At 72.9% G+C, this 25,978-nt stretch carries 20 protein-coding genes; 6 read left to right on the plus strand and 14 right to left on the minus strand.

Going from position 1 to position 25,978, the window contains the following annotated elements:
- The first annotated feature begins 33 nt into the window (after positions 1 to 33).
- The gene (locus tag AB0J24_RS15235) at positions 34 to 1,104 is read left to right on the plus strand and encodes a tartrate dehydrogenase (protein ID WP_358681153.1); all 1,071 of its coding nucleotides are present in this window, start codon (positions 34 to 36) and stop codon (positions 1,102 to 1,104) included.
- On the plus strand, positions 1,101 to 2,657 hold the full coding sequence (locus AB0J24_RS15240) for an acetolactate synthase large subunit (protein ID WP_358681155.1): 1,557 nt from the start codon (positions 1,101 to 1,103) through the stop codon (positions 2,655 to 2,657). Before AB0J24_RS15235 ends, AB0J24_RS15240 begins: the two co-directional genes overlap by 4 nt.
- 4 nt (positions 2,658 to 2,661) lie before the next feature.
- On the opposite strand, the gene AB0J24_RS15245 is transcribed toward AB0J24_RS15240, so the two are convergent.
- Both AB0J24_RS15245 and AB0J24_RS15250 read right to left on the minus strand, forming a co-directional pair.
- Positions 2,662 to 3,555, minus strand: a complete 894-nt coding sequence (locus AB0J24_RS15245; RefSeq protein ID WP_358681158.1) for a hypothetical protein — start codon at positions 3,553 to 3,555, stop codon at positions 2,662 to 2,664.
- Entirely contained in the window at positions 3,552 to 4,214 is a 663-nt protein-coding gene (locus AB0J24_RS15250) for a hypothetical protein (RefSeq protein ID WP_358681161.1), read from the minus strand. Before AB0J24_RS15250 ends, AB0J24_RS15245 begins: the two co-directional genes overlap by 4 nt.
- Before the next feature lie 116 nt (positions 4,215 to 4,330).
- Here AB0J24_RS15250 and AB0J24_RS15255 point away from each other — a divergent pair, with 116 nt between their 5' ends.
- Positions 4,331 to 5,698, plus strand: coding sequence for an MFS transporter (locus AB0J24_RS15255; RefSeq protein WP_358681164.1), 1,368 nt, complete (start codon positions 4,331 to 4,333; stop codon positions 5,696 to 5,698).
- A gap of 170 nt (positions 5,699 to 5,868) precedes the next feature.
- Complete coding sequence (locus tag AB0J24_RS15260; protein WP_358681167.1) at positions 5,869 to 6,981, plus strand: alpha/beta hydrolase fold domain-containing protein; 1,113 nt, start codon at positions 5,869 to 5,871, stop codon at positions 6,979 to 6,981.
- On the opposite strand, the gene atzF is transcribed toward AB0J24_RS15260, so the two are convergent.
- From atzF to AB0J24_RS15315, 11 genes are all read right to left on the minus strand, one after another.
- On the minus strand, positions 6,960 to 8,684 hold the full coding sequence (gene atzF, locus AB0J24_RS15265) for an allophanate hydrolase (protein ID WP_358681170.1): 1,725 nt from the start codon (positions 8,682 to 8,684) through the stop codon (positions 6,960 to 6,962). The genes AB0J24_RS15260 and atzF overlap by 22 nt on opposite strands.
- Complete coding sequence (gene uca, locus AB0J24_RS15270) at positions 8,681 to 12,271, minus strand: urea carboxylase (protein WP_358681172.1); 3,591 nt, start codon at positions 12,269 to 12,271, stop codon at positions 8,681 to 8,683. Before uca ends, atzF begins: the two co-directional genes overlap by 4 nt.
- Before the next feature lie 10 nt (positions 12,272 to 12,281).
- Complete coding sequence (locus AB0J24_RS15275) at positions 12,282 to 13,016, minus strand: GntR family transcriptional regulator (RefSeq protein WP_358681175.1); 735 nt, start codon at positions 13,014 to 13,016, stop codon at positions 12,282 to 12,284.
- Positions 13,017 to 13,032: 16 nt separating this feature from the next.
- The gene (urtE, locus tag AB0J24_RS15280; protein WP_358681178.1) at positions 13,033 to 13,737 is read right to left on the minus strand and encodes an urea ABC transporter ATP-binding subunit UrtE; all 705 of its coding nucleotides are present in this window, start codon (positions 13,735 to 13,737) and stop codon (positions 13,033 to 13,035) included.
- Entirely contained in the window at positions 13,737 to 14,513 is a 777-nt protein-coding gene (urtD, locus tag AB0J24_RS15285; protein WP_358681181.1) for an urea ABC transporter ATP-binding protein UrtD, read from the minus strand. The genes urtE and urtD overlap by 1 nt, the downstream gene beginning before the upstream one ends.
- The gene (gene urtC, locus AB0J24_RS15290) at positions 14,510 to 15,607 is read right to left on the minus strand and encodes an urea ABC transporter permease subunit UrtC (RefSeq protein ID WP_358681184.1); all 1,098 of its coding nucleotides are present in this window, start codon (positions 15,605 to 15,607) and stop codon (positions 14,510 to 14,512) included. Before urtC ends, urtD begins: the two co-directional genes overlap by 4 nt.
- Positions 15,604 to 16,488 carry an urea ABC transporter permease subunit UrtB gene (gene urtB / locus AB0J24_RS15295; RefSeq protein WP_358681187.1) on the minus strand — a complete coding sequence of 295 codons (885 nt, stop codon included), beginning with the start codon at positions 16,486 to 16,488 and terminating at the stop codon, positions 15,604 to 15,606. The genes urtC and urtB overlap by 4 nt, the downstream gene beginning before the upstream one ends.
- Positions 16,489 to 16,554: 66 nt before the next feature.
- Positions 16,555 to 17,805, minus strand: coding sequence for an urea ABC transporter substrate-binding protein (gene urtA, locus AB0J24_RS15300; protein ID WP_358681190.1), 1,251 nt, complete (start codon positions 17,803 to 17,805; stop codon positions 16,555 to 16,557).
- 777 nt (positions 17,806 to 18,582) lie between these two features.
- Entirely contained in the window at positions 18,583 to 19,830 is a 1,248-nt protein-coding gene (fmdA, locus tag AB0J24_RS15305) for a formamidase (protein WP_358681192.1), read from the minus strand.
- A gap of 26 nt (positions 19,831 to 19,856) precedes the next feature.
- Positions 19,857 to 20,141 carry a zinc ribbon domain-containing protein gene (locus AB0J24_RS15310; protein WP_358681194.1) on the minus strand — a complete coding sequence of 95 codons (285 nt, stop codon included), beginning with the start codon at positions 20,139 to 20,141 and terminating at the stop codon, positions 19,857 to 19,859.
- A 53-nt stretch (positions 20,142 to 20,194) separates the two neighbouring features.
- Positions 20,195 to 21,268, minus strand: coding sequence for a substrate-binding domain-containing protein (locus AB0J24_RS15315; protein WP_358681197.1), 1,074 nt, complete (start codon positions 21,266 to 21,268; stop codon positions 20,195 to 20,197).
- Between the two features lie 88 nt (positions 21,269 to 21,356).
- On the opposite strand from AB0J24_RS15315, the gene AB0J24_RS15320 reads away from it, so the two are divergent.
- Complete coding sequence (locus AB0J24_RS15320; protein WP_358681200.1) at positions 21,357 to 21,782, plus strand: MarR family transcriptional regulator; 426 nt, start codon at positions 21,357 to 21,359, stop codon at positions 21,780 to 21,782.
- Positions 21,783 to 22,026: 244 nt separating this feature from the next.
- Positions 22,027 to 22,278, plus strand: coding sequence for a hypothetical protein (locus AB0J24_RS15325; protein WP_358681203.1), 252 nt, complete (start codon positions 22,027 to 22,029; stop codon positions 22,276 to 22,278).
- 7 nt (positions 22,279 to 22,285) lie between these two features.
- Here AB0J24_RS15325 and cobN read toward each other — a convergent pair whose 3' ends face one another.
- Positions 22,286 to 25,930, minus strand: a complete 3,645-nt coding sequence (cobN, locus tag AB0J24_RS15330) for a cobaltochelatase subunit CobN (protein ID WP_358681206.1) — start codon at positions 25,928 to 25,930, stop codon at positions 22,286 to 22,288.
- Positions 25,931 to 25,978 lie beyond the last annotated feature (48 nt).

A 25,978-nucleotide genomic window follows, 5' to 3' on the forward strand; every position in this document is an offset into this window, starting at 1 on the left:
TGCGGAGCGGGTCCCACCGTGTCCACTGGGACGATGACGACGTCGCTGCGCATCGCGCTGATCCCGGGTGACGGGATCGGCAAGGAGGTACTCCCGCCCGCCACCGCCGTGCTGGACGCCGTCGGCAGGCGGCACGGCCTGAGCTTCGACTACGACGACTTCGACTGGTCCTGCGAGCGCTACGCGCACACCGGCGCGATGATGCCCGAGGACGGTCTGGACCGGATCCGGCACCACGACGCGATCCTGCTCGGCGCCGTCGGCTGGCCCGGCGTGCCCGATCACGTGTCGCTGTGGGGGCTGCTCATCCCGATCCGCCGCGCCTTCTCCCAGTACGTGAACCTGCGTCCGATCACGGTGTTCGACGGAGTGCGCTCGCCACTGTCCGCGGCCCGCCCCGGGGACACCGAGGGCGGCGTCGACCTGGTGATCGTCCGGGAGAACTCGGAGGGGGAGTACTCCGAGATGGGCGGCCGGTTCGGACGCGGTACCGACGGCGAGTTCGCGGTGCAGGAGGCGGTGTTCACCCGCCGCGGGGTCGCCCGGATCGCCGACTTCGCGTTCGACCTCGCGTCGCGGCGGAAGAACCGCCTGGTGTCGGCGACGAAGTCGAACGGGATCGTGCACACCATGCCGTTCTGGGACGAGGTGGTGACCGAGCGGGCCGCCGGGTTCAGCGGCGTCGGGTGGCGTTCCGAGCACATCGACGCGCTCGCCGCGAAGCTGGTCCTCGACCCGTCGGCGTTCGACGTGGTGCTCGCCTCGAACCTGTTCGGGGACGTGCTGTCCGACCTGGCCGCGGCCGTCGCAGGGTCGATCGGGATCGCGCCGTCGGGGAACCTCGACCCGAGCCGGGAGCACCCGTCGATGTTCGAGCCGGTGCACGGTTCCGCCCCCGACATCGCGGGTCGCGGGGTCGCCAACCCGCTCGGCGCGATCTGGTCGGCCGGGCTGCTGCTCGACCACCTCGGGTACCCGGAGGCGGGTGCCGAGGTGCTCGCCGCGATCCGCTCCGCGCTGCTGGAGGTGCGCACCGGGGACCTGGGCGGGACCGCGGGCACCGACGAGATGACCGCCGCCGTGCTGAAGCGGATCGACGGGTGAGGGGCGCCGAGGCGCTGGTCGGCTCGCTGGTCGAGGGCGGGGTCGAGGTCTGCTTCATGAACCCGGGCACCTCCGAGATGCACTTCGTGCAGGCACTGGACGCGGTGCCGCGGATGCGCGGAGTGCTGGCCCTGTTCGAGGGCGTCGCCACCGGCGCCGCCGACGGGTACGCCCGGATCGCCGGGAAACCGGCCGGGGTGCTGCTGCACCTCGGCCCCGGGTTGGGCAACGGCCTCGCGAACCTGCACAACGCCCGCCGGGCCGGTACCCCGCTGCTGTGCGTGGTGGGCGCGCACGCCACCGACCACGTCCGGCGCGACGCGCCGCTGGAGTCCGACATCACCGCGGTCGCGCGGACCGTGTCGGGCTGGGTGCACACCTCCGGCGACGCCCGGGACGTGGCCGCCGACGCGATGCGCGCGCTCGCCGCCACCTCCGAGCGCGGCGGGCAGATCGCGACGCTGGTGCTGCCCGCGGACGTGTCCTGGTCCGACGGGGCGACGCCCGCTCCCCCGCTGCCCGCGTCGCTGCCGTATCCGCCCGATCCCGGGCGGGTCGCCGCCGCGGCGGCCGCGGTCCGAGCGCCCGGGGCGGTGCTGTTGCTCGGCGGGCCCGCGCTGACCGGGCGCGCGCTGGACGCGGCGGGCCGGATCGCCGCCGCGACCGGGACCCGGCTGCTGGTCGAGACGTTCCCGCGGTGCTGGGAGACCGGCGCCGGACGACCGCGGATCGACAAGCTCGGCTACTTCGCCGAGCAGGCGCTCGCCCAGCTCGCCGGTGCGTCGTCGCTGGTGCTGGCCGGTGCCCGCGCGCCCGTGTCGTTCTTCGGGTACCCGGGTGTGCCCGGTGACCTGGTGCCCGACGGCTGCCCGGTGGTCGGGCTCGCCGACACCGCGTCCGACGCGTGTGCCGCGCTGGAGGAACTGGCCGCGGCGGTGGCGCCGGGTGCCGTCGCGGCGGTGGCGCCCCGCGAGGCGGCGGAACCCCCGCCGGGACCGTTGGACGTCCGCTCGATGAGCGCGGCGATCGCGGCGGTGCTGCCCGACGACGCGATCGTCGTCGACGAGTCGCTGACCGCGGCGGCGGCGCTCGCCCCGGCACTGCAGACGGCGGCCCCGCACACCCAGCTGGCGCTGACCGGTGGGGCGATCGGTCAGGGCCCGCCGGCCGCGGTGGGCGCGGCGATCGCCGCGCCGGACCGGCCGGTGGTGGCGGTGCAGGCCGACGGCAGCGCGCTGTACACGTTCCAGGCGCTGTGGACCCAGGCCCGCGAGCAGCTCGACGTCACCACGGTTCTGATCAACAACTCGGCGTACGCGATCCTGCGGGTCGAGCTGACCCGGACCGGGGCGGGCGAGGCCGCCCGCTCGGGGCGGGCCGGGCGGATGCTCGACCTGTCCGACCCGACCCCGGACTTCGTCTCGCTGGCGACCGGCCTCGGTGTCCCCGCCCGGCGGGTGGAGACCACCGAGGCACTGCTCGACGCCCTGCGGTGGGCCCGGGACGAGCCCGGGCCGCACCTGATCGAGGCGATCGTGCCCGCCGTGGGCTGAGCCGCTACAGCGACAGCAGTCGGTCGAAGAACTCCCGGTAGCGGCCGAGGGCCTGACGCAGGTCCTCGGTGGACGCGTCGCTGCGGGAGAACTGCCGTTCCAGGTCCTCGCGCTGGACGCGGAAGAGGTTCTCCAGCTCGTCGAGGACCTCGCCGACCAGTTCGTTCGCCCCGTGCACGGCCCGGCGGGGCTCGTCGACGAACTCGCCCTTCAGGACGTTCCAGCGTTCCCGGTAACGGCCGGCCCGGTCCGGCGGGATCAGCGACGATCCGCCGGGGGCCGGATCGGGTGTCCCGGTCCCGGGCGCCGGGCCGGGTGTCCCCGGCTGCCCGCCGGGTCCGGCGGTGCCCGGGCCCGCCTCGGGGTGGGCCGGTCGCGGCACCACCGGCGCCCCGGGCGGGTCCGACGCGCCGCCCGGCGCGCGCGGGGGCGGAGCGACTCCCCCGGGGCCGGGTGGTGGTGGGCCGCCACCCGGCCCCGGGGTCCGTGGCCCCGGAGGCGGACCACCCACCGGTGGCGGTGCCGCCCCGGGCGGCGGCAGCGGCGGATCCTCGGCGTGCCGGCCGTGCGGCGCGGCGCCGGCGCGCGGGTCCGCACCGGGGCCTCGCGGGTCCACGCCGGCCGGTGGCGGCGGCTGCGCGGGACCATCGGCCGGGTAGCGGCCGGGCTCACCGGGCCGTGGCTCGCCGAGCGGGTCGGCAGGATCGAGCGGGTCGGCAAAACCGGGCGGGTCGGTCGGCCCGGTCGGCCCGGCGTCGCGCCGCGCGGTGACGGCGGCGTCGGCGCCGTCCCAGCCGGCATCGCGTTCGTCGTCGCTGCGGCCGACGATCCGTTCCTTGATCTCACCGGCCAGCCGGGCCGCGCGGCTCTCCGGCCGGTGTCCGGAACGGTCGCTCATGCGCTCGTCTCCCGTCGTGTGTGGTGTCCGGTCGGTCGCTGCTGCGGTGACCGTTGCGGTGGCTGAGGTGGCGGCCCGGCCGGGGCGGCGATGGTGGCCGGGCGGTCGCGGTCGTCACCGGTGTCGTCGAGCAGCGCGTCGACCAGGGCCCGGTAGCTGGTCACGGCATGGCGCAGGTCCTCGGTGCCGGCGCGGCCGGCGGCGTGCTCGCGGGAGATCCCGCGCGCCTCGCGGAAACGCTGGGTCAGCACCGGGTACGCGACCGAGAGGTCCTCGGCCTGCTGCTCGAAGTCCTCGACCGGGTAGCCGCGGGCGGACATCACCTCCGCGACCAGGCGGTCGGCCTCCCGGACCGCGGTCGCCGGATCGTCGACGAAGCCCTGCTGCACCTGGGTCCACCGGCCACGGTAGCCCGCCCGCTCCTGCGGTCCGAGGTCCCGCAGCCGCAGCGAGTGGTGGCGCCTGCGCCGCTGCGCCAGGTCCTTCTCGGCGTCGCGCGGGTCGTCGGCATCGCGCACCGCACGGTCGTACTCCGGCCCGAACTGTGCGCGCAGCGCCGCCGACCGGCGCCGGCGGGCCGCTGCCAGCACGACGACGGCGATCGCCAGCAGGACGATCACCACCACCGCCACGACGATGATCGGTGTGATGTCGGTCATAACGATCCGTACCCGTTCGTGCAGGGCGGAAACACATCCGGTCCGACCGTGATCACCCCAGGTGATCATCGACACCCGGTTGACCTGAACCGGGGTGCAGGTCGCAGGCTGGACGCGTGGTGGAGACCGTCCGAGGACGTGGGGCAGCGAACGAGCCGGGCGTGTGGTCCCAGGGCCGGGCCCCGACCACCGTCGGCATCCTGCTGCTGATCAGCCTGACCGCGTTCGAGGCGATGGGGGTCGGCACGGCGATGCCGGCCGTCATCGACGACCTCGGCGGGCTCGCGCTCTACGCCTGGCCGTTCGTCGCGTTCCTGGCCGCGGCCGTGTTCGGGACCGCGTTCGGCGGCCGCTGGTGCGACGCCCGTGGTCCGCGGGCGCCGCTCGTCCTCGCACCGATCGTGTTCGGGGCGGGCCTTCTGGTCGCCGGCTCGGCGACGACGGCCGCCGAGCTGCTCACCGGCCGGGTGCTGCAGGGCCTCGGGGCCGGGGTGCAGGGCGTCGCGGTGTACGTGCTGGTCGCGGCGGTCTACCCGAGCCGGCAGCGGCCCGCGGTGTTCGGGCTCATCTCCTCGGCGTGGGTGCTGCCCTCGCTGGCCGGGCCGCCGCTGGCGGCCCTCGTCACCGAGCGGTACTCCTGGCACTGGGTGTTCCTCGGGCTGCTCCCGGTCGTCGGGCTCGCACTGGTGCTGATCACGCCCGCGGTGCGTCGGCTGGGGCCGCCCGCGGAGCGCACGGCCGGGGGCGGCACCGGGTTGGTCGTCGCCGCGCTCGGGGCCGCGCTCGGGGTGGCCGGACTGAGCTGGGCACTGGAGAACCTCGACGCCCGCGGTGCGGTCGTGGGCGTGGTCGCGGTGCTGGTCCTGCTCCCGTCGCTGCGCCGGTTGCTGCCGGGCGGTGTGTTCACGGCGCGGCCGGGCATCGCGACGGTGGTCGCGGCCCGCGGCCTGGTGGCCGGGGCCTTCTTCACCGTCGTGTCGTTCCTGCCGCTGATCCTCACCGTGACGCACGGATGGTCGCTGACCGCAGCCGGTGTGCCGCTGATCGTCGCGTCCCTGGGGTGGTCGGGCGCCGCCGCCTGGCAGGCCCGCCGTCCCGACATGGACCGGTCGGTGATGCTGCGCGCAGGCTTCGCGACGATCGCGGTGGGCCAGCTCGGACTGTTGCCGGTCGCCGCGGGCTGGCTGCCCGGGTGGCTCTCGGTCGGCTTCTGGGGGCTGGCCGGGCTCGGGATGGGTGTCGCGTTCTCCGCGATCGCCTTCCTCACGCTGGCCCACTCCGCGGCGGCGGACGTGGGCTCGCACTCGTCGGCGGCACAGCTGCTCGACCAGCTGGCGACGGCGGCGTTCGTCGGGTTGGGCGGGGCGCTGGTGACGCTGTTCACCTCCCCGGCGGTCGCGATGCCGGTGCTGCTCGCGGTGGTGGCGGTGCTGGCGCTGACCGGTACGGCGACCGCGCCTCGCACCCGGCTGCCGGCGTCCTGACCGGCGACGCGCGGGGCGGCTGTGCACGGCCCCTCGGCCCGTACCGACCCGCACAGCACGGCGAGCGGGCGTCGACCGACCGGATGACCCTGTATCGCACCTACCGTTTGTCGGTAACGTCCCGGCCCTGCACGTCCAGGGGTGCGACCGAGCTCAACGAGGAGCAGGACATGACCGACATCACGACCCACCGGCCGGCAGGCCGGCTGGGGGACCCCGCTCTCAGCCTCGCGGACGACCCGCGCGCCGATCCCCGGATGGTCGCCGTGTTCAGCGCCCTCGGGATCGCCGGGCACGCCGACGACGCACCGATGGACCGCACCGCGGGGCGGGAGAACCTGCTCGGGTTCGTCGCCGCGGTCGAGGAGGGGTTCGAGGGCCTCTTCGCCGCGCTGGCCGGGTCGTGGGCGCCGGTGCCGGGGGTCGTGCGGGAGACCCGCGAGGCGGCACCCGGGGTCACCCTGCACGTGCACCGCCCGGACGGCGTCCAGGGGCCGCTGCCGGTGATCTACCAGATCCACGGTGGTGGGATGGTCATGCTGTGCGCGACCGGCCCGGTGTACGTGCACTGGCGGGACGAGCTGGCGGCGGCCGGGGCGGTCGTGGTCGGTGTCGAGTACCGCAACGGTGGCGGCCGGCTGGGCCCGCACCCGTTCCCGGCGGGCCTCGACGACTGCGCCACCGGACTGCGCTGGGTCCTCGACCATCTCGACGACATCGGTGGTACGCACGCCGTCGTCACCGGTGACTCCGGCGGGGCCAACCTCGCGCTCGCGGTGGCGATCAAGGCCCGCCGGGAGGGCTGGAGCGACCGGATCGCCGGTGTGCACGCGCACTGCCCGTACGTGCTCGGCACCTGGGACCAGGCCCCCGAGCACCTGCACTCGCTCCGGGAGAACGACCGGTACTGGCTCAACCGGGAGCTCTTCCCGCTGCTCGCCGAGGTCTACGACCCGGGATCCGTGCACGTCGACGAGCCGACCTGCTGGCCGGCCAGGGCGACGGCGGACGACCTGCGCGGCCTCCCGCCGCACCTGATCTCCTGTGCCGAGCTCGATCCGCTGCGCGACGAGGGCATCGCCTACCACCGCGCGCTGCTGGCGGCAGGCGTGCCGTCGGCCGGGAAGGTCGACCTGGGGCTCTGCCACGTCGGGCAGATCCTGTTCCGCGAGGCGATGCCCGAGGTGTACGCGGCGGCCGTCCGCGAGGTGGTCGGGTTCGCCGCGTCGGTCCGTCCCCGAGCCGGGAGCGGGGCGGGCACTCACCCACCGGCGGCCAGATAGTTGCGCCACCCCCCGTGACCGGTGATGTCGGTACCCCGTGCGTCTGCGGCGCAGCCGAACCCGACGACCCACCGCCCGTCCGACAGCTCGACCCGCCCGAGGTTCATCGGCGTCGGAAGGCCTGCGAGGAACGTCCCCAGGCCCGCGTGGGAGATGTCCCAGAGCTCACCGGCGATGGGGGCACCGTCCCCGGTACGGACGAGTCCCGGCTTGGCCGGTTCGGTCTCGAGAGCGACGAGCCGATAGGCGGCGGAGGTCGTGACCTCGGCCCGGAACCGGGCTCCGAGCGCCTGGAGCTGGTGGTTCAACGGCTGCCCGCGCAGGTGCGCACCGACGACCAGGACCGCGGTGGTGGCGTCGGTGAGGAGCGGACCGGGGTCGGACCGGGTGATGCGCTCGGCCACGTCCAGGGCGACGTGGTCGTGCATGCCGGGGGCGAGCACCACCACACCGAACGGGCCGCCGTCGGCCTCCCCGGCCGGGACGGCGACCGCCGGCAGGCCGATGAGGTTGGCGAAGTTCGTGTAGGTGCCCAGGCGCCGGTTCACCTCGACCGGTTCGGCGGCGATCCGGGCCAGGGTCGGGTGCTCGGTCGTCGTGGGCAGCAGCAGCGCCGAACAGGAGTCGAAGATCACCTCGGCGTGGCGCGCCGCCCGCGCGACACGTTCCAGGTCGGTGGCGAACGTGTGGGCACGATGCGCGGCGGCGGCCCGGACGATCGTCGAGACCACCGGGTCGGCGCCGGGTGGTGCCGTGTCCAGGAACGCCCCGACGGCCGCGTAGCGCTCGGCGACGAGTGCGCCGTCGTAGAGCAGGGAGGCGGCGTCGAGCAGGGGCGAGACGTCCACCTCGACGGTGTCGATCCCGCGGTCACCGAGACTGCGGACGGCCTCGGCGAACGCCAGCCGGAAGCCCTCGGTGAGTGCGGTCAGCTCCTCGGCCCGCGGGATCGCGACGACCGGACGCTCCGGCGCGGCGAGCCGGACGTCGGCGGGCCACGTGCGACTTCGCAGGTCGGTCGGGTCGAACGTGGTGAGCACGGCCATGGCCCGGCGCGCCGTGTCGAGGTCGGCGGCGAGCACGGTGACGCAGTCGTAGTCGGCGCAGGCCGGGACGACGCCGCTGCAGGGCACGAGCCCCGGTGTCGCCTTGATCCCGACGATGCCCTGGAACGCGGCGGGGACCCGGCCGGAGCCGGCGGTGTCGGTGCCGAGCGCGAGATCGACCAGCCCGAGCCCGACGGCCGCGGCCGACCCGGACGACGAACCGCCGGAGATCCGTTCCGGGTCCCATGCGCAGCGCACTGCTCCGTACGGGCTGCGCGTACCGACGAGGCCGGTGGCGAACTGGTCGAGGTTGGTCTTGCCCACGACGATCGCACCGGCGTCGCGCAGTTGCGTGACGGCACGCGCGTCCCCCCCGGGCCGGTACGAGTACTCGGGGCAGGCCGCCGTGGTGGGAAGCCCGACGACGTCGATGTTGTCCTTGACCCCGACGACCAGCCCCGCCAGCGGCAGGTCCTCGCCCGCATCGAGCCGGCGCTGCACCACCTCCGCGTCCGCGACGGCGTCGTGCTCCGACCGCAGCGTGATCCACACCTCCGGCCGGTCCGCGGCCCGGATCCGGCGGTAGGCCTCGCGCACGCGCTCGACCGGTGCGAGCGCGCGGTCGATCCCGGCCACGACGTACTTGTCGGTTCTCATGCAGCCCCCTCCGCGATGACGGCCATGCACTGGCCGGGCCCGACCTGGGCCCCGGGCGCGACGTGGACCGATCGCACGGTGCCGCTGACCGGGGCAGGCACGGACATCTCCAGCTTCATGGCCTCCAGGGTGATCAGCGGGTCACCTTCGGTGACCCGGTCACCGGCGGCAACGTGCAACCGCCAGACCCCGGCGGCCATGGGCGCCTCCACCGCGTGCGCGCCCGGCGGGACGTCGACGTCGGTGACCTCGGCGGGCTCGGGCACGGTGGAGCGGCCGAGCTCACCGGACGCCCGCCACGCCTCCCGTTCGGCCGCGAACGCCGTGCTCTGGCGACCCTCGAACTCGGCGATGGCCCCGGCGTGGCGGTCGAGGAAGGCCCGGTGCTCGGCGATCGAGAACTCGCCGTGCGTGATCTCGGGCCGGAACCGCCCGGCGGCGAACGCTGCACGCTGCTCGACGAGCTCGTCCGGGCTGACGGGGTACCACCGGATCCGGTCGAAGAACCGCAGCAGCCAGGGCTTCGCCTCCTCGAACGGTGGGCGCTGGCGGTAACCGGACCAGATCGGGACCGTCCGCCCGACGAGCTGGTAACCACCGGGTGAGTCCATGCCGTAGACGCACAGGTAGGTCCCGCCGATGCCGACCGTGTCGGCGGCGGTCCAGGTACGGGCCGGGTTGTACTTGGTCGTGACGAGCCGGTGCCGTGGGTCGACCGGGACCGCGAGCGGCGCCCCGAGGTAGACGTCTCCGAGCCCGAGGACGAGGTACTCGGCGTCGAACATGATCTTCTCGACATCGGCGGTGCTGTCGAGCCCGTTGATGCGGCGGATGAACTCGATGTTCGACGGCAGCCACGGCGCGTCGGGCCGGACCCCGGCGGTGTACCGCTCGACGGCGGTGGTCACGACCGGGTCGTCGAACGACATCGGCAGCCGGATGGTGCGGCTGGACACCACGAGGTCACCGGTGTCGGGAAGGCTCTGCTCGATCTCACCCAGCAGGTCGGTGACCCGGCCGACGGGCAGGACGTCCGGGTCGACGTGGACGTGCAGCGACCGGACACCCGGGGTCACGTCGACGAGGCCCCCGGGGGCGTGGTCGCGCAGCGCCGTCGCCAGCGCGTGGATCCGCATCCGCAGGCCGAGATCGAGCACCATGTCGCCGTACTCGACGAGCAGGTTGTCGTCACCGCCCCTGCGGTAGGTGACGGCCGGGGCACCCGCGTCGGCGGGGCGGCGGGCGAGGACACCGTCGTCACCATCGGTCCCGGTCCGCAGCAGCGCGGGCAGCCTGGAACGCGCCCGGGCGCCGTCGTCACGCCGCAGCCGGTCCGCGGTCACGGCGGGGACGGGCACGAACCGCACCGAGTCGCCCGGCCGGATCTGGCCGAGCTTCCACCGGTGACCGGCGACGACGGTCAGCGGGCAGGCGAAGCCGCCCAGGCTCGGGCCGTCCGGGCCGAGCAGGATCGGCGTGTCCCCGGAGACGTTGAGCGCGCCGACGCTGTAGGCGTTGTCGTGCAAGTTCGACGGGTGCAGGCCGGCCTCACCGCCGTCGCTGCGTGCCCACTCGGGGCTCGGCCCCGACAACCGGATCCCGGTGCGGTTCGCGTGGCTCTGCACGGTCCAGGCGGTCGTGTAGAACTGCGCCATGTCACCGGGCGTGAAGTACTCGGGCGCCGGTTGCGGGCCCTCGGTGACCGCGAGCTCCCATTCGTGGGTCAGCTCGGGCGTGATCTCGCCGCGAACCGGCGCGCCGACCGGCGCGGAGCCGGGAACGAGCACGTCACCGGCGGCGAGCGCGCGGCCGGTGTAGCCGCCGAACCCGCCCGTCGTGAACGTCGAGGCGCTGCCCAGGAACGGGGGGACCTCCAGGCCACCCGCCACCGCCAGATAGGTTCGCAGTCCGGTGTCCCGCGGGGCACCGATGTCGAGGGTCCCGCCGGCCGGGACGTCGAGGACCTCCCACATCGCGACCCGCACACCGTCCAGCGTGACGGGTGCCTCGGCGCCGGTGACGCAGACCCGGGCAGGGTGCACGAACCGCAGGGCGGGGCCGGTGAGGGTGGCCTCCAGGCCGGCGGCCCCTTCGGGGTTGCCGAGGCGGCGGTTCGCGATGCGGAACGACAGGTCGTCCATCGGTCCCGACGGGGGGATCCCGACGTCCCAGAGACCGGTGCGCCCCGGCAGGTCCTGGACGGTGGTCATGGTTCCGCCGCGGACGACCTCGATCCGTGGCCCGGTGGCGGGAAGCCCGGACAGCGTGGCGGTGGTGTGCCGGGCCTCCCGGACCACGGGCTCGGCGACGGCGCCGCGCAGCTGGTCCAGGTTCGTGACGACCCCGTCGATCGAGGACGTGGCGAGCGCGTCGCCGAGCGCGTCGAGCGCTGCGGACCGGTCGTCGCGGTGGACGATCAGCTTCGCCAGTAGCGGATCGTAGTGGTGGCCGACCGTCGTTCCGGTCTCCACCCAGCCGTCGACGCGGACATCGGTCGGCAGGTCCACCCGGGTGAGCAGGCCGGTCGAGGGCCGGTGGTCGGCGGCCGGGTCCTCGGCGTAGACACGGGCCTCGACGGCCACCCCGTGGACGGGCGGGCCGATCTCCGGGATGCCGTCCAGGACGTCGTCGTCGCCGCGGGCGAGCCGCAGCATCCAGGCGACGAGATCGACCCCGGTGACCGCCTCGGTGACCGGATGCTCGACCTGCAGCCGGGTGTTGACCTCGAGGAACGCCGCCTCCTGCCGGTCGACGTCGTACACGTACTCGACGGTGCCGGCCGACCGGTAGGCCACCGACCGGGCCAGCTCGCGGGCGGTTCCGGTCAGCGTCGCCTCGACGTCGGGGGGAAGCCCCGGTGCCGGAGCCTCCTCGATCACCTTCTGGTGCCGACGCTGCAGGCTGCAGTCGCGGGTGCCGAGGCTGACGACCCGTCCGGTGCCGTCGCCGAACAGCTGGACCTCGACGTGCCGGGCGCGGGTGACGTAGCGCTCGCAGAACACCCCGGCCGATCCGAAATGGGCGGTCGCGGTCCGGGCGACCGAGTCGAACGCCGCAGGTACCTCCGCAGCGGTCCGGCAGATCCGCATGCCGATCCCGCCACCGCCGCCGACCGCCTTGAAGATGACCGGGTAGCCGATCCGTTCGGCAGCCGCGACCGCCTCGCCGGCGGATCCGAGCAGGTCGGAACCGGGCATCAGCGGCACACCGACCGCTCGCGCGGCCCGCCGGGCGGCGTGCTTGTCGCCGAACGTGCGGAGCTGGTCGGGGGTCGGGCCGACGAAGACGAGCCCGGCCTGCGCGCAGGCGTCGGCGAACCCGGCGTTCTCCGACAGGAAGCCGTAACCGGGATGGATCGCCCCGGCCCCGGTGGACCTCGCCGCGTCCAGAACGGCGTCGACGCGGAGGTAGGACTCCGCTGCCGGGGCAGGGCCGATCCGGACCGCGGTGTCGGCGTCGAGGACGTGCAGCGAGTCGGAGTCGGCATCGGAGTGAACGGCGACGGTGCGCAGTCCGAGGTCACGTGCCGAACGGATGATGCGGCGGGCGATCTCACCACGGTTGGCGACGAGCAGGGTGTCGAACACGGTTCTCCCGTCAGGTGATCAGAGGTGGCAGCGCGCCGGACTGGTGGGCGGTCATCGCGACGAGCGCACGGGTCGCGCGCTCCATGACGATCTCCAGCGACGCGCCGATGTGTTCGTGCAGCAGGCGGTGGGCGGTCTCCAGCCGGCCGTCGAGGATCCGTTCGACGATCTCCACGTGCTCGTCGATGGAGGTCTCGATCCGGCCGGGGACGATGAAGTCGTACATGCGGATCCGGCGGATCCGGCTGTTCACGTCCACGAGGACGGTCACCAGCTCGGCGTTGCCCGACGCCGTGAGCAGCGCGGCGTGGTAGCGCTCGTCGGCCAGCACGAACTCGGGCGAGGGTGCGGGCGGGTCGTCGCGCAGGCCGTACCAGAACTGCAGTTCCTTCTCCAGCAGCGCCACGTCATGATCGACGCCGGGGTTCTCGATGCAGCGGGCGATCCCGCGCAGCTCGACCGCGATCCGGACCTCGTAGAGGTCGCGGACCCGGGACAGGCTCGGGACGACCACGGAGTATCCGTAGTCCTCGCGCTGCAGCAGACCGTCGGCCACGAGCCTGGTCATCGCGTCCCGGACCGGGGTACGGGACATCCCGTACCGCTTCGCGAGCTTGGGCTCGGTGAGCCGTTCGCCCGCGGGGACGTCACCGTTCAGGACGGCGTCCCGCAGGGCCGCGTAGACCTGCTCGCGCAGCGGAGCCGCCGGCTCGGCGGGGGGCATGGCAGCGTCGTTCTCATCCACCCGTCCATGATCTCGCTCAGATCGCCATCGCGGTCCGTACGTCGCGTGCAGCACCGGTCCCCCCCGTCCCTTCGGAGGCCACCCGCCCGGACGCGAGCACGTAGTAGCGGTCCGCGACGTCGAGGGCGAAACCGACGTGTTGCTCGGCCAGGAGCACGGCGAGACCGCCGCGCCGGGTCAGCTCGACGATCGTCCGCTCGATCTCGGTGACCACCGAGGGCTGGATGCCCTCGGTCGGTTCGTCCAGGACCAGCAGCCGCGGCCGGGTGATCAGGGCACGGGCGATGGCGAGCTGCTGGCGCTGGCCTCCGGACAGGAGACCGGCCTGACGACCCAACAGGTCCTTCAGGGCGGGGAACAGATCGAGCGCCTCGTCGGTCGCAGCCCGTCCGTCACGGCGGCCGTCGGCGACGACCTGCAGGTTCTCACCCGCCGTCAGCTGGCCGAACGACTGCTGCCCCTGGGGTACGTAGGCGAGGCCACGGGCGACCCGCCGGTTCGGCGGCAACCTCGTCACGTCCTCGCCGTCGAGCAGAATCCGGCCGCGCGCGGCCGGGAGCAGTCCCGCGGCGGCCGCGAGCAGGGTCGTCTTGCCCGCGCCGTTGTGGCCGAGCACGGAGGTCACTCCGTCGGCGGGGACCGTGAGGTCGATCCCGTGGACGACGGTCGTCCGGCCGTACGCCACGTCCACGTCCACGACGGCGAGCATGGCCTCCCCCATCAGGTCACGTCCTTCCCGAGCACGATGGCGGCCGCCTCGGCGGACCGGTGCCCCGGGCCGAGGTACACCTCCTGGACCCTCGGGTCCGCCTGGACCTCGGCGACGGTGCCTGCGGAGAGGACCTTCCCGGCGTGCAGGACGGTCACCGAGCGGGCGAAGGAGCGCATGAAGTCCATGTCGTGCTCGACGACGACCACCGTCCGGTCCCCGCTGATGCGCTGCAGCAGCCGGCCGGTCTGGGTCTTCTCCTGCGAGCTCATCCCGGCCACCGGCTCGTCGAGCATGAGCAGCCGGGCGTCCTGCACGAGCAGCATGCCGATCTCGAGCCACTGCTTCTGGCCGTGGGCGAGGATCCCGGCGGGTGCGTCCGCGAGACCGGTGAGGCCGATGGTGTCGAGCGCATCGGCCACCGCGGCCGGGGTGTCGCGTCGCCGTCGCAGCAGCGTCCGCACCGAGCGCCCGGCGCCGGCCGCGATGTCCAGGTTCTGCAGCACGGTGAGCTGTTCGAACACGGTCGCGGTCTGGAAGGTGCGGCCCACCCCGTGACGGGCGATCCGGTGCACCTTGCTCCCCAGCAGTTCGCGGTCGCCGAACCGGGCCGACCCGGTCGCCGGCACCAGCCCGGACACGGCGTCGATCAGGGTGGTCTTCCCGGCTCCGTTCGGCCCGATCAGGAACCGCAGGTCCCCGGCGTCGACGGTGAGGTCGACATGGTCCACGGCGACGAAGCCGTCGAAGCTGACGGTCAGCCCCTCGATGGTCAGGTCGTCGGTCATGTGCTTTTCCCTCCCTTGGTGGGGGCGAGCTCGGGTCCGGGTGCGGTGCCCCGGCGGCGCCGGATCGCGACCAGCGAGGCGACACCGCCCGGCAGGAAGGCGATGACCAGCATGAAGAGCAGCCCCTGGACGTAGGTCCACCCGGACGGGAACTGCTCGGACAGGGTCGTGCCGGCCCAGGCCACGGCGATCGCGCCGAGCACCGGCCCGGCGAGCGTGGTCCGCCCGCCGATCGCGACACCGATCAGGAACCCGATCGACGGGACCACACCGACGTCGTTCGGCGAGATGATCCCGACGATCGGGACGAACAACGCACCACCGACGGCCGCGGTCACCGCGGCGACGGCGAACGCGACGGTCTTCACGGTCGCCGGGTCGTAGCCGAGGAACCGCACCCGCTCCTCGGCGTCCCGGCAGGCGACGAGCAGCTCGCCGTACCGGCTCACCATGAGCTGGCGGATGATGACGAGCATCCCCAACAGGACTCCGGCGGCGAGGAAGTAGAGCATCAGCCGGTTCGCCGGGTCGCGCAGGGAGAACCCGAGGAAGCCGACGAAGTTGTTCAGTCCGGTCGAACCGCCGGTGGTCGCGGGATTACCGATCAACAGGATCGCGAACGCGGCGGCCAGCGCCTGGGAGAGGATCGCGAAGTAGGCGCCGCGGACCCGCCTGCGGAACGTCGCGAGCCCGAGCAGCGTCGCGAGCAGGGCGGGCAGCACGAGGATCGCTACGACCGTGACCGCAGGCGAACGGAACGGCTCCCACCACCACGGCGGTCCGTCGGAGCTGATCAAGGCCATGAAGTCCGGGGTCTCGCCCGGACCGGCGTCGGCGAGCTTCAGGTGCATCGCCATCAGGTAGGCGCCGATCCCGAAGAACACGCCCTGCCCGAGGGTCAGCATGCCCCCGCGCCCCCAGGCCAGTCCGATGCCGACCGCGACCATGGCGAAGCAGAGGTACTTGGCGAGCAGCCCGAGGCGGAAGTCGGACAGAACTGCCGGGGCCACGACGAACAGGACGACGGCGGCGGCCAGGAAGCCGAGGCCGACGGAGTAGCGGCTGCGCAGCATCCTGGTCGTGAATGTGGTCATGCGAGGCTCCTCGTGCGGAGGGAGAAGATCCCCTGCGGCCGGAACTGCAGGAACGCGACGACCAGCACCAGGACCAGGACCTTCGCGATCGACGCCGACGTCGAGTACTCGATCCAGGACTGGGCGACGCCGAGCGCGAAGGCGGCGATGATCGCCCCGCGGAGCTGGCCGAGACCGCCGACGATGACGACGAGGAAGGCGTCGACGACGTAGCTCGTCCCGAGGTTCGGGGAGATCGACCCCATGAGGGTCAGCGCGACACCGGCGACGCCGGCCAGGCCGGAGCCGATGAAGAAGGTCATCATGTCGATCCGGCGGGTGGAGATGCCGGAGGTCTCGGCGAGCTGCCGGTGCTGCACGGTGGCGCGGATCCGGCGGCCGAGCGACGTGTGGCGCAGCACCAGCAGCAGGGCCACGACGGCGGCCAGCGACAGGGCCAGGATCAGCAGCCGGGACCGGGGGAAGGAGAAGCCGAGGATCTCCACCGGCCCGGACAGCCATCCCGGGGCGGGGACGTCGACACCGGCCGTGCCGAAGACGTCGCGGGCCGCCTGCTGCAGGATGAGCGAGACCCCCCAGGTGACCAGCAGGGTGTCGAGCGGCCGGTGGTACATCCGGCGCAGCAGGGTGACCTCCAGTAGCACTCCGAGCAGGCCCCCGATCGCGAAGGCGAGTGGCAGCGACAGGAGCAGCGACACGCCCGCCGAGCCGAGCGTCTGCTGCACGACGAACGCCGTGTAGGCGCCGGCCATGATGAACTCGCCGTGCGCCATGTTGATGACGCCCATCTGGCCGAAGGTCAGGGTGAGCCCCAGCGCGGCGAGCAGCAGGATCGAGCCGACGGACAACCCGTTGAAGATCTGTGTGACGAGGATTTCCATGTGGATGCTCCCGACCTCCGGCGACCCGGCAACGGGTCGCCGGAGGTGCGATCTGCCAGGTGGCCGTCAGCCGGCCAGGCCGGTGGCCCAGGGGTAGGTCGTCAGGTACGGGTCCGGTTCGATCGGCGTGCCCGAGGACCACTCGGTGTAGATGAGCCCGTCCGGTGCGACCTTGCCGATCAGCGCGGTCTTGGCGAGGTGGTGGTTCTCGCCGTTGACGGTCACCGCCCCCTCGGGAGCCTCGAACGTGACGCCCCCGGCCGCGGCCCGGACGTCCGGCACCGCGAACGACTCGGCCTTCTCCACCATCGCCTTCCACAGGTACAGCGACGTGTAGGCGGCCTCCATCGGGTCGGAGGTGACCTTGTCCTGGCCGTACCTGGCCTTGAAGGCGGCGACGAACTCCTGGTTCTGCGGGGTGTCGAGGGTCTGGTAGTAGTTCCAGGCCACCGGTTGACCGACGATGTTGTCGACGCCGATCCCGCCGACCTCCTCCTCGGCGATCGACACGCTGAGCACCGGCATCGCCTCCGGGGTCAGGCCGAGGTTGCGGTACTCCTTGAAGAACGCGACGTTGGAGTCGCCGTTGAGGGTGTTGAAGACCGCGTCGGCACCGGCATCCCGGACCTTCGACGTGATCGTGGAGAAGTCGGTGTGACCGAGCGGGGCGTACTCCTCGCCCTTGATCTCCATCCCGTTGGCCTCGGCGTACGCCTTGATGATCTTGTTCGCGGTCTGCGGGAAGACGTAGTCGCTACCGACCAGGAACAGGCTCCTCGCACCCTGCTCCTTCAGGTAGTCCAGCGCCGGGATGATCTGCTGGTTGGTCGTCGCACCGGTGTAGAAGATGTTCTCCGACGACTCCAGCCCCTCGTACTGGACCGGGTAGAACAACAACGCGTCGTTGGACTCGAAGACCGGCAGCATCGCCTTGCGCGACGACGAGGTCCACCCCCCGAACACCGCCGCGACACAGTCCGACCGGATCAGCTTCTGGGCCTTCTCCGCGAACACGGTCGGCTCGGACGCCCCGTCCTCGGCGACGACCTCCAACTGTTTTCCGAGCACCCCTCCGCTCGCGTTGATCTCCTCGGCCGCCATCGCGAGGCTGTTGTAGACGGTGTTCTCACTGATCGCCATCGTGCCCGACCGCGAGTTCAGGAATCCGATCTTCACGGCGTCACCCGACGTATCCACGCAGGACGCCGCCGCCTGCCCGCCCGATCCGGTCTCGTCGACCCGGGCGCCGCATCCGGCGACCCCCAGGCCGACGGACAGCAGCGCCAACCCTGCCAGCACACGTCGCGCTCGCCTCATGCTTCTCACCACTGCGCCTCCGTCACGCGCACCGGCCGACCACCCGCCGGGGTCGTCGACTCTCCGTGATCCCGGGAGCCGATGTGCCCCCTGAGCTGCTGGATACACCCTTGGATCCGGCTTGCGAGACGCTAGGGACCTGTTGTTGCGCGGACGGCACGCGCGGCGTTTCCCCGACGTTGCGGCAGACCGCACGCGGGCGCGATCCGTGACATCCGACAGAAACATCGCGGCCGCGAGCCGCGGGGCACCCGGGATCGGGTCACTCCACCCGCACCGGATTCGCACAGGTCGAGGCCATGGTGCTCGTCGAGCCACAGCCGGCGTGCACCTTCACCGATACACCCGCGCCCGAGCGCGAGCGCGGACCCGGACCTGCCGACGGGCGGGAGCCCGACACCGCTACGGGGACGGGTGCCGGGGCTCCCCGCGGGGACCGCCCGGGCGGGCCGGGCGCGTGACCCTGGTCATGGACAGGTATCGGTGGGGCTGCACCCGGTGGTCGAACGAGATCGCCGACGGGCGCGACTGCGGCATTCCACCCACACAGCTGCAGCAGCTGGTCGCTGTCGCGCTGTCACGGCTGACGAGACCACCGGGTACAGCTCGACGAACGTGCACACCTCTCCACCGAGATCGGCGGACGGTGCTTCTGGTCGTGCGCACCCGCTCGGCGGAGCCGGACGCGGCCGCGCGACCCTCGCTCACGAGGGCCGGGAAGGTGCACGCCATGCGTCTCCCCTCCCGGCCGTGGTAGGTCAGGACGGCGCCGGAAACTCAGGACGACACCGCACAGCTCCCACGATCCTTGCGCACCGGACCGGACGCCGAGGGGCGGATGTCGTCGTCGAAGATCGCGGTGGGCAGGTAGAGCGAGCAGCAGGCGTTCGGGATGTCGACGACGCCGGACACCCGGCCCTCGATCGGCGCCGACCCGAGCAGCAGGTAGGCCTGCGGACCGGAGTAGCCGAACTTCTCCAGGTAGGTGACCGCGTTCAGGCAGGCGTTGCGGTAGGCGACCGTGGCGTCGTTGTAGAGGTTGGTGTCGGTGGTGTGGTCGACGCCGATCCCGATGAAGGTGACGAACTCCGAGTATCGGGGTTCGACGTTGCCGGGCATCAGGATCGGGTTGGTGGTGACGCCGTAGGTCGCCATCCCGCCCTTGATCAGGTCGACGTGGAAGTCGATGAACCCGCCCATCTCGATGGCGCCGCAGAACGTGATCTCACCGTCGCCCTGCGAGAAGTGCAGGTCACCGCCGGAGAACAGGGCGCCCGGCACGTGCACGGGATAGAAGACTCGGCTGCCCCGGGTGAAGTTCTTGATGTCGTGGTTGCCGCCGTTCTCCCGGGGCGGGACAGTGCGCGCACCGTCCCGGCCGATCGCGGCCAGCACGTCACCGGTGGCGGTGCCGCCGAGCACCTCCTCGTCCAGTGGGGGCAGGGCGAGCGCGGGGACCCGGTCGGGGTCGGTGGCGATCAGCGCGCGCTCGCGGGCGTTCCAGCGGGACAGCAGCTCCGGTGACGGCGCCGTCCCGAACAGGCCGGGGTGGGTGATGCCGGTGTAGGAGACACCGGGGACGTGCCGGGAGGTCGCCTTCTGGCCGGAGAAGTCCCAGATCGCCTTGTAGGCGTCGGGGAAGGTGTCGGTGAGGAAGCCGCCACCGTTCTGCTTCGAGAAGATCCCGGTGTAACCCCAGCCCTGACCGGGCGCCGGTCCGGTCTCCTGGGGCACCGGTCCGAGATCGAGGATGTCGACGACGAGCAGGTCGCCCGGCTCGGCGCCCTCGATCGCGATCGGTCCGGAGAGCATGTGTGCGCCGCGCAGGTCGACGTCGCGCACGTCGTTCGCGGAGTCGTTGTTGCCGATCTGCCCGTCGGTCCACTCGCGACACTCGACTCGGATCGAGGTGTCCGGGCGGACGGTGACGGCGGGCGGGATGTCGGGGTGCCAGCGGTTGTGGCCGGGCACGGCCTGCTCGCGCATGGACTTGGCCTGGTCGACGGTGAACACGACGTCGGGCACGGGGGCTCCTGGGGTTCGAGGGATGGTCAGGGGCGGGGCAGGCGGGCGTGCCGCGGGTCCCGGGTGACGGGCGTGGCGCGCCGGGAGCGCCCCGGGACCGACGAGACGACCTGTGGTGCGTCCGCGCTGGCGCCCGAGGCGTCCAGTGCGCGGCGCAGGCCGGGGTCGACACCGCGCAGGGCGGGCGCGCCGAAGACCCGCGGCGACGCCGACCCGCAGTCCGGACAGGAGATCGCCTGCGCGGCGGCCGACATCGGGCGGATCTGGTCGAACTCGCCGCAGCGGACGCAGCGATGCGTGTAGGTGGGCACGAGCACCTCCGAAGTACTGTCAGATGGAAATATGTCCATCGAAAGTAGAGGTGTCAAGCCAGCCGGGCGAGGACGTCGAAGGACAGACCGTCGGCGCGCGCCACGTAGACGGCCTGCCGCAGGTGCCCGTCGTGCAGCGAGACCGCACCCCGCGGACCGTCGAACCCGGTGTCCTCGGCGACCGCGAGCAGCTCGGCCGGCTCCACCGACCCCGCCCGGCCCGCCAGCCTGCCGAGCAGCGTGATCGCCTCGAAACAGGACTCGGCGAGCGCACCCGGCACCGGGCCGTGCACCCCGAACCGGGCCGCGTAGCGGGCCGAGAAGTCCAACGACGACGCCGTCGCCAGGGTCTCGAAGTACCCGGCCGCCGCGTACAGCTCGCGGGTGGCGTCGGCACCCGTCGCGAGCAGCATGTTCTCCTCCATCAGCGGGGAGAGCCGGACCCGGCTGCGGTCCATCCCGGCCGCGGCGAAGGCCCGGTTGAAGCGGACCGCGTCCGAGCCGACCAGGAACATCAGCACCCCCTGCGCACCGGAGCGCTGCATCCGGGTGATCATCGGACCGAAGTCGTCGGTGCCCAGCGGCACGAAGACCTCGTCGAGCACCCGGACGTCCGGGCTGCTCCGCGCGAAGCGGCGGACCGCCCGGGCCGATCCGCGCGGCCACACGTAGTCGTTGCCGACCAGGCACCAGGTCCGCACACCCAGCTCCGCAGCCATCCAACGCAGCGCGGGCAGCACCTGGTTCTCCGGTGTCTCACCGGTCAGAAACACCCCGGGGGTGGTCTCGCCACCCTCGTAGAGCGGGGCGTAGACGTAGGGCACGCGTCCGGCGACGGCCGGGGCGAGCGCCTGCCGGACCGCTGAGATGTGCCAGCCGCTGACGGCGTCCACCCGGCCGGCGTCGAGCAGCGCGCCGACCTCCGCGGCGACCTCGGCCGGCGCCCGGCCGCCGTCCACCGGGACCAGCCGGACCTCGCGACCGAGCACCCCGCCCTCGTCGTTCAGTTCGGCGGCGGCCAGGTCACCGCACGCCTCACAGGCAGGACCGAGGATCCCGGCGGGGCCGCTGCGGGGGACGACGAAGGCGACGTCGAGCACGGCGGGAGCCGTGGACACTGTCAGCACAGTCACCTCCCCATCGGTTGGAGATGACAGTGTTTACGATGACAGCGATCGCGTCACTACCCCGAACGCCCGGACCGGAGGATGCCCCGTGACCGCCGCCGAACCCCGCACCGGCGCCCCGGCCGCCGCGGCCGCGCTCGGCCGCGCCGCGTATCGGGTCGAGCGGCGGATCGAGGAGATCGTCCGGGCGCCGGACGGGCCGGGCCTCGACGGCTGGCGGGTGCTCGACCTGCTCGCCGACGGCGAGGGGCACCCCATGTCGGAGATCGCGGCGTACGCGATGGTCCCGGCCCCGACCCTGACGAAGATCGTCGACCGGCTGGTGGACCGGGGACTGGTGCACCGGCGCCCCGACGACGCCGACCGGCGGCGCGTGCTGGTCTTCGGCACCGACCGGGGGCGCGAGCTGCACGCGGCGCTGCGGCCGCGGATCGCCGGGGTCGAGCGCGAGATACTGGAGGCGCTGGGCGCCGACGCCGGCACGGTGCTCGCGGCGCTGGCCCGGCTGGACTGAGGACGAGACACCGAGGTGTCGACGCCCGGCGGCGCCGCGCCGGTTGCTCGTCGCAACCGACACGGCGCCGCCCCGGAGCTCGCGAACGAGCCGCGGGTCACTTCTTCTTCTTGCCCTTCTTGTCCTTCTTCTTGTCCTTCTTCTTCGCCATGGATGATCACCTCCGTTCCTCAGGTCGTAAACTGACGTTCACCTGAGTCAACGTAGCCTTGACCCAGGGCGCGGTCAAGGAGGTGTTGACGACATGCACGGTAAGTCGAGTCGTGCGGCGATCAGAGCCGCTCTGGAGGAGGTCGAGTCCGCCGACACCGTCCAGGCGCGGATCTCGGCGGGCCGGCGGCTGCGCCGGGCCGCCGAGCAGCTCGAGCTCGACCTCGTGCAGGAGGCCCGGGAGGCCGGCCTGCGGTGGAGCGACATCGGGGAGCTGTACGGGACCACCAAGCAGGGGGTCCAGCAGCGGTTCCGGCGCCGCGACAAGGAGACCCCCGCGCCGTAGCGGTGGGCTACTCGCCCTCCAGGTCGCCCTCCGACTCCAGGTAGGCCTGCCGGAGCGCGTCCAGCGTGGCGGGCTCCGGCGACTCCCACAGCCCCCGGTCCACGGCCTCCAGCAGCCGCTCGGCCATCCCGTGCAGCGCCCACGGGTTGGACTCGGTGAGGAACTTGCGGTTGTCCGGGTCGAGGACGTACTCGGCGGTCAGCGTCTCGTACTGCCAGTCGGCGATGACACCGGTGGTGGCGTCCCAGCCGAACAGGTAGTCGACCGTGGCCGCCATCTCGAACGCGCCCTTGTAGCCGTGCCTGCGCATCGCGGCGATCCACCGCGGGTTGACCACCCGGGCCCGGAACACCCGCGCCGTCTCCTCGTGCAGGGTGCGGGTACGCACCGACTCCGGCCGGGTCGAGTCACCGAGGTAGGCCTCCGGCGAGCTGCCGGTCAGCGCGCGGACGGTGGCGACCATGCCGCCGTGGTACTGGTAGTAGTCGTCGGAGTCGGCGATGTCGTGCTCGCGGGTGTCGATGTTCTTCGCCGCCACGGCGATCCGCCGGTAGGCGTTCTCCATGTCGTCCCGGGCGGGCACACCGTCGAGGCCGCGGCCGTAGGCGTAGCCGCCCCAGGTCGTGTACACCTCGGCCAGATCGGCGTCGCCCCGCCAGTCCCGCGAGTCGACCAGCTGCAGCAGACCGGCGCCGTAGGTGCCCGGTTTCGACCCGAAGATCCGGGTGCGGGCCCGGCGCTCGTCACCGTGCCGCTCGGCGTCGGCGAGCACGTGCGCGCGGACGTAGTTCTGCTCGGGTGTCTCCTCCAGCTCGGCGACGAGCTTCACCGCGTCGTCGAGCAGGGCGAGGACGTGCGGGAACGCGTCCCGGAAGAACCCGGAGATGCGCACCGTGACATCGACCCGGGGCCGGCCCAGCTCGGCGAGGTCGATCACCTCCAGATCGCGGACCCGTCGCGACGCGTCGTCCCACACCGGGCGGACACCGAGCAGCGCGAACACCTCGGCGACGTCGTCGCCGGAGGTCCGCATCGCGCTGGTCCCCCACACCGACAGGCCCACCGAACGCGGGTACTCGCCGTGGTCGGCGCGGTAGCGCTCGACCAGCGACTCGGCCATCGCCTGCCCGGTCTCCCAGGCCAGCTTCGACGGCACCGCCTTCGGGTCGACCGAGTAGAAGTTCCGCCCCGTGGGCAGCACGTTGACCAGGCCGCGCAGCGGCGACCCGGACGGTCCGGCCGGGATGAACCCGCCGTTCAGGGCGTGCAGCACCCGGTCCAGCTCGTGCGCGGTGGCGTCCAGCCGGGGTACCACCTCGACGGCGGCAAAGCGCAGCACCGCACGCACCGCGCCGTCGTCGACGCCGGGGAGTGCCGCCACCGCAGCGGGCCGGACGGCCGTACCGGCAGCACCGCCAGTACCCAGGTGCTCGGCGGCGACGTCGTCGACCGCTGCCGGATCCCAGTCCCGGGCCTCCATCCCGGCGACCAGGGCGCGGGCGACGGTCTCGACGGCGTCGGTGCGGGCACCGGTCTCGGAGCCGTCCTCGACGAGCCCGAGTGCCTGACGCAGACCGGGCACGGACTGCTCACCGCCCCACATCTGCCGGGCCCGGAGCATCGCCAGCACCAGGTCGATCCGCTGCTCGCCGGACGGTGCGAGGGCGAGCACGTGCAGACCGTCCCGGATCTGGACGTCCTTGATCTCGCACAGCCAGCCGTCGACGTGCATCAGCATGTCGTCGAAGACGTCCTCGTCCGGGCGCTCCTCCAGGCCCAGGTCGTGATGCATCTTCGCGGCCGTCATCAGTGTCCAGATCTGCTGGCGGATGGCGGGCAGCTTGGCCGGGTCGAGCGCGGAGATGTTGGCGTGCTCGTCGAGCAGCTGTTCCAGCCGGGCGATGTCGCCGTAGCTCTCGGCACGCGCCATCGGCGGGATGAGGTGGTCGACCAGGGTGGCGTGCGCCCGGCGCTTGGCCTGGGTGCCCTCCCCCGGGTCGTTCACCAGGAACGGGTAGACCATCGGCAGGTCGCCGAGCACGGCGTCGGTGCCGCACGAGGCCGACATGCCCAGGGTCTTGCCCGGCAGCCACTCCAGGTTGCCGTGCTTGCCGATGTGCACGATCGCGTGCGCGCCGAACCCGCCGTCGGACGCCGGGGCGGCCAGCCACCGGTACGCGGCCAGGTAGTGGTGCGAGGGCGGCAGATCCGGGTCGTGGTAGATCGCGACCGGCTTCTCGCCGAACCCGCGCGGTGGCTGGACCATCAGGGTCACGTTCCCGCTGCGCAGCGCGGCGACGACGATGTGGTCGTCGTGCACATACAGCTCGCCCGGCGGCTCGCCCCAGTGCTCGACGACGCCGTCGCGGAGGTCCTGCGGGAGCGTGTCGAACCAGCTGCGGTAGGTCGAGGCGGAGATCCGGATCGGGTTCCCGGCGAGCTTCTTCTCGGCGAGCCAGTCCGGGTCCTGCCCGCCGGCCTCGATCAGGGCGTGCATCAGGGCGTCGCCGTCACCGGCCTCGACGCCCGGGAAGTCCCCGGTGGTGTACCCGGCCTCGGCCATCGTGCGCAGCAGCGCGATCGTCGAGGCCGGGGTGTCCAGCCCGACCGCGTTCCCGATCCGGGCGTGCTTGGTCGGGTAGGCCGACAGCATCAGGACGATCTTCTTGTCCGCGTTCGGGATCCGGCCCAGGTTGGCGTGGTTCACCGCGATCCCGGCGACCCGGGCGGCGCGCTCGTGGTCCGGGACGTAGACCGACAGGCCGTCGTCGTCGGTCTCCTTGAACGAGAACGGCACCGTGATCAGCCGGCCGTCGAACTCGGGGACGGCGACCTGGGTGGCGACGTCGAGCGGGGACAGGCCGTCGTCGTTGGCCTCCCAGGTGGCACGGGAGGAGGTCAGGCACAGCCCCTGCAGGATCGGCACGTCGAGCGCGGCGAGCTCGGTGACGTCCCACTCCTCGTCCTCGCCGCCTGCCTGCGCGGACGCCGGCTTGGTGCCGCCCGCGGCGAGCACGGTGACCACCATCGCGTCGGCCCCGCGCAGCGTCTCCAGCAGGCCGGCCGGGGCCTGGCGCAGCGAGGCGCACCAGATCGGCAGCGGCGTCGCGCCCTTCGCCTCGATCGCGGCGCACAGCGCCTCGACGTAGGCGGTGTTCCCGGCCAGGAACTGCGCCCGGTAGAAGAGCACCGCCACGGTCGGCCCGGCGGCGGTGTCCGCCCCGGCGGCACGGTCCAGCACGCCCCACTCGGGCAACTCCACCGGCGGGTCGAAGCCCTCGCCGGTCAGCAACACCGTGTCGGACAGGAACGCGTGCAGCTGCCGCAGGTTCTCCGTGCCGCCCTGGGCCAGGTAGGTGTGCGCCTGCGCCGCGACACCGGCGGGCACGGTGGACAGCTCCATCATCTCCGCGTCCGGCGCCATCTCACCGCCCAGGCAGACCAGCGGCGTGGACCGGGCCCGCAGCAGATCCAGGCCCTCCTCGAAGTAGCGGTAGCCGCCGAGCACCCGGACGACGACGACGTCGGCCTCGTCGGCCATCGCCCCCAGCTCGTCGAGCAGCACCCGGTTCGGGTTCGCGAGGCGGTAGTCGGCCCCGCCGGCACGGGCGGAGAGCAGATCGGTGTCGGAGGTCGAGAGAAGCAGGATCACCGGGCGACCCCGGTCGTGGCGCGCGTCATCGACGGACCTTTCCTCGGG

The organism is Pseudonocardia sp. NPDC049635 (assembly GCF_040659795.1).
GTDB lineage: Bacteria > Actinomycetota > Actinomycetes > Mycobacteriales > Pseudonocardiaceae > Pseudonocardia.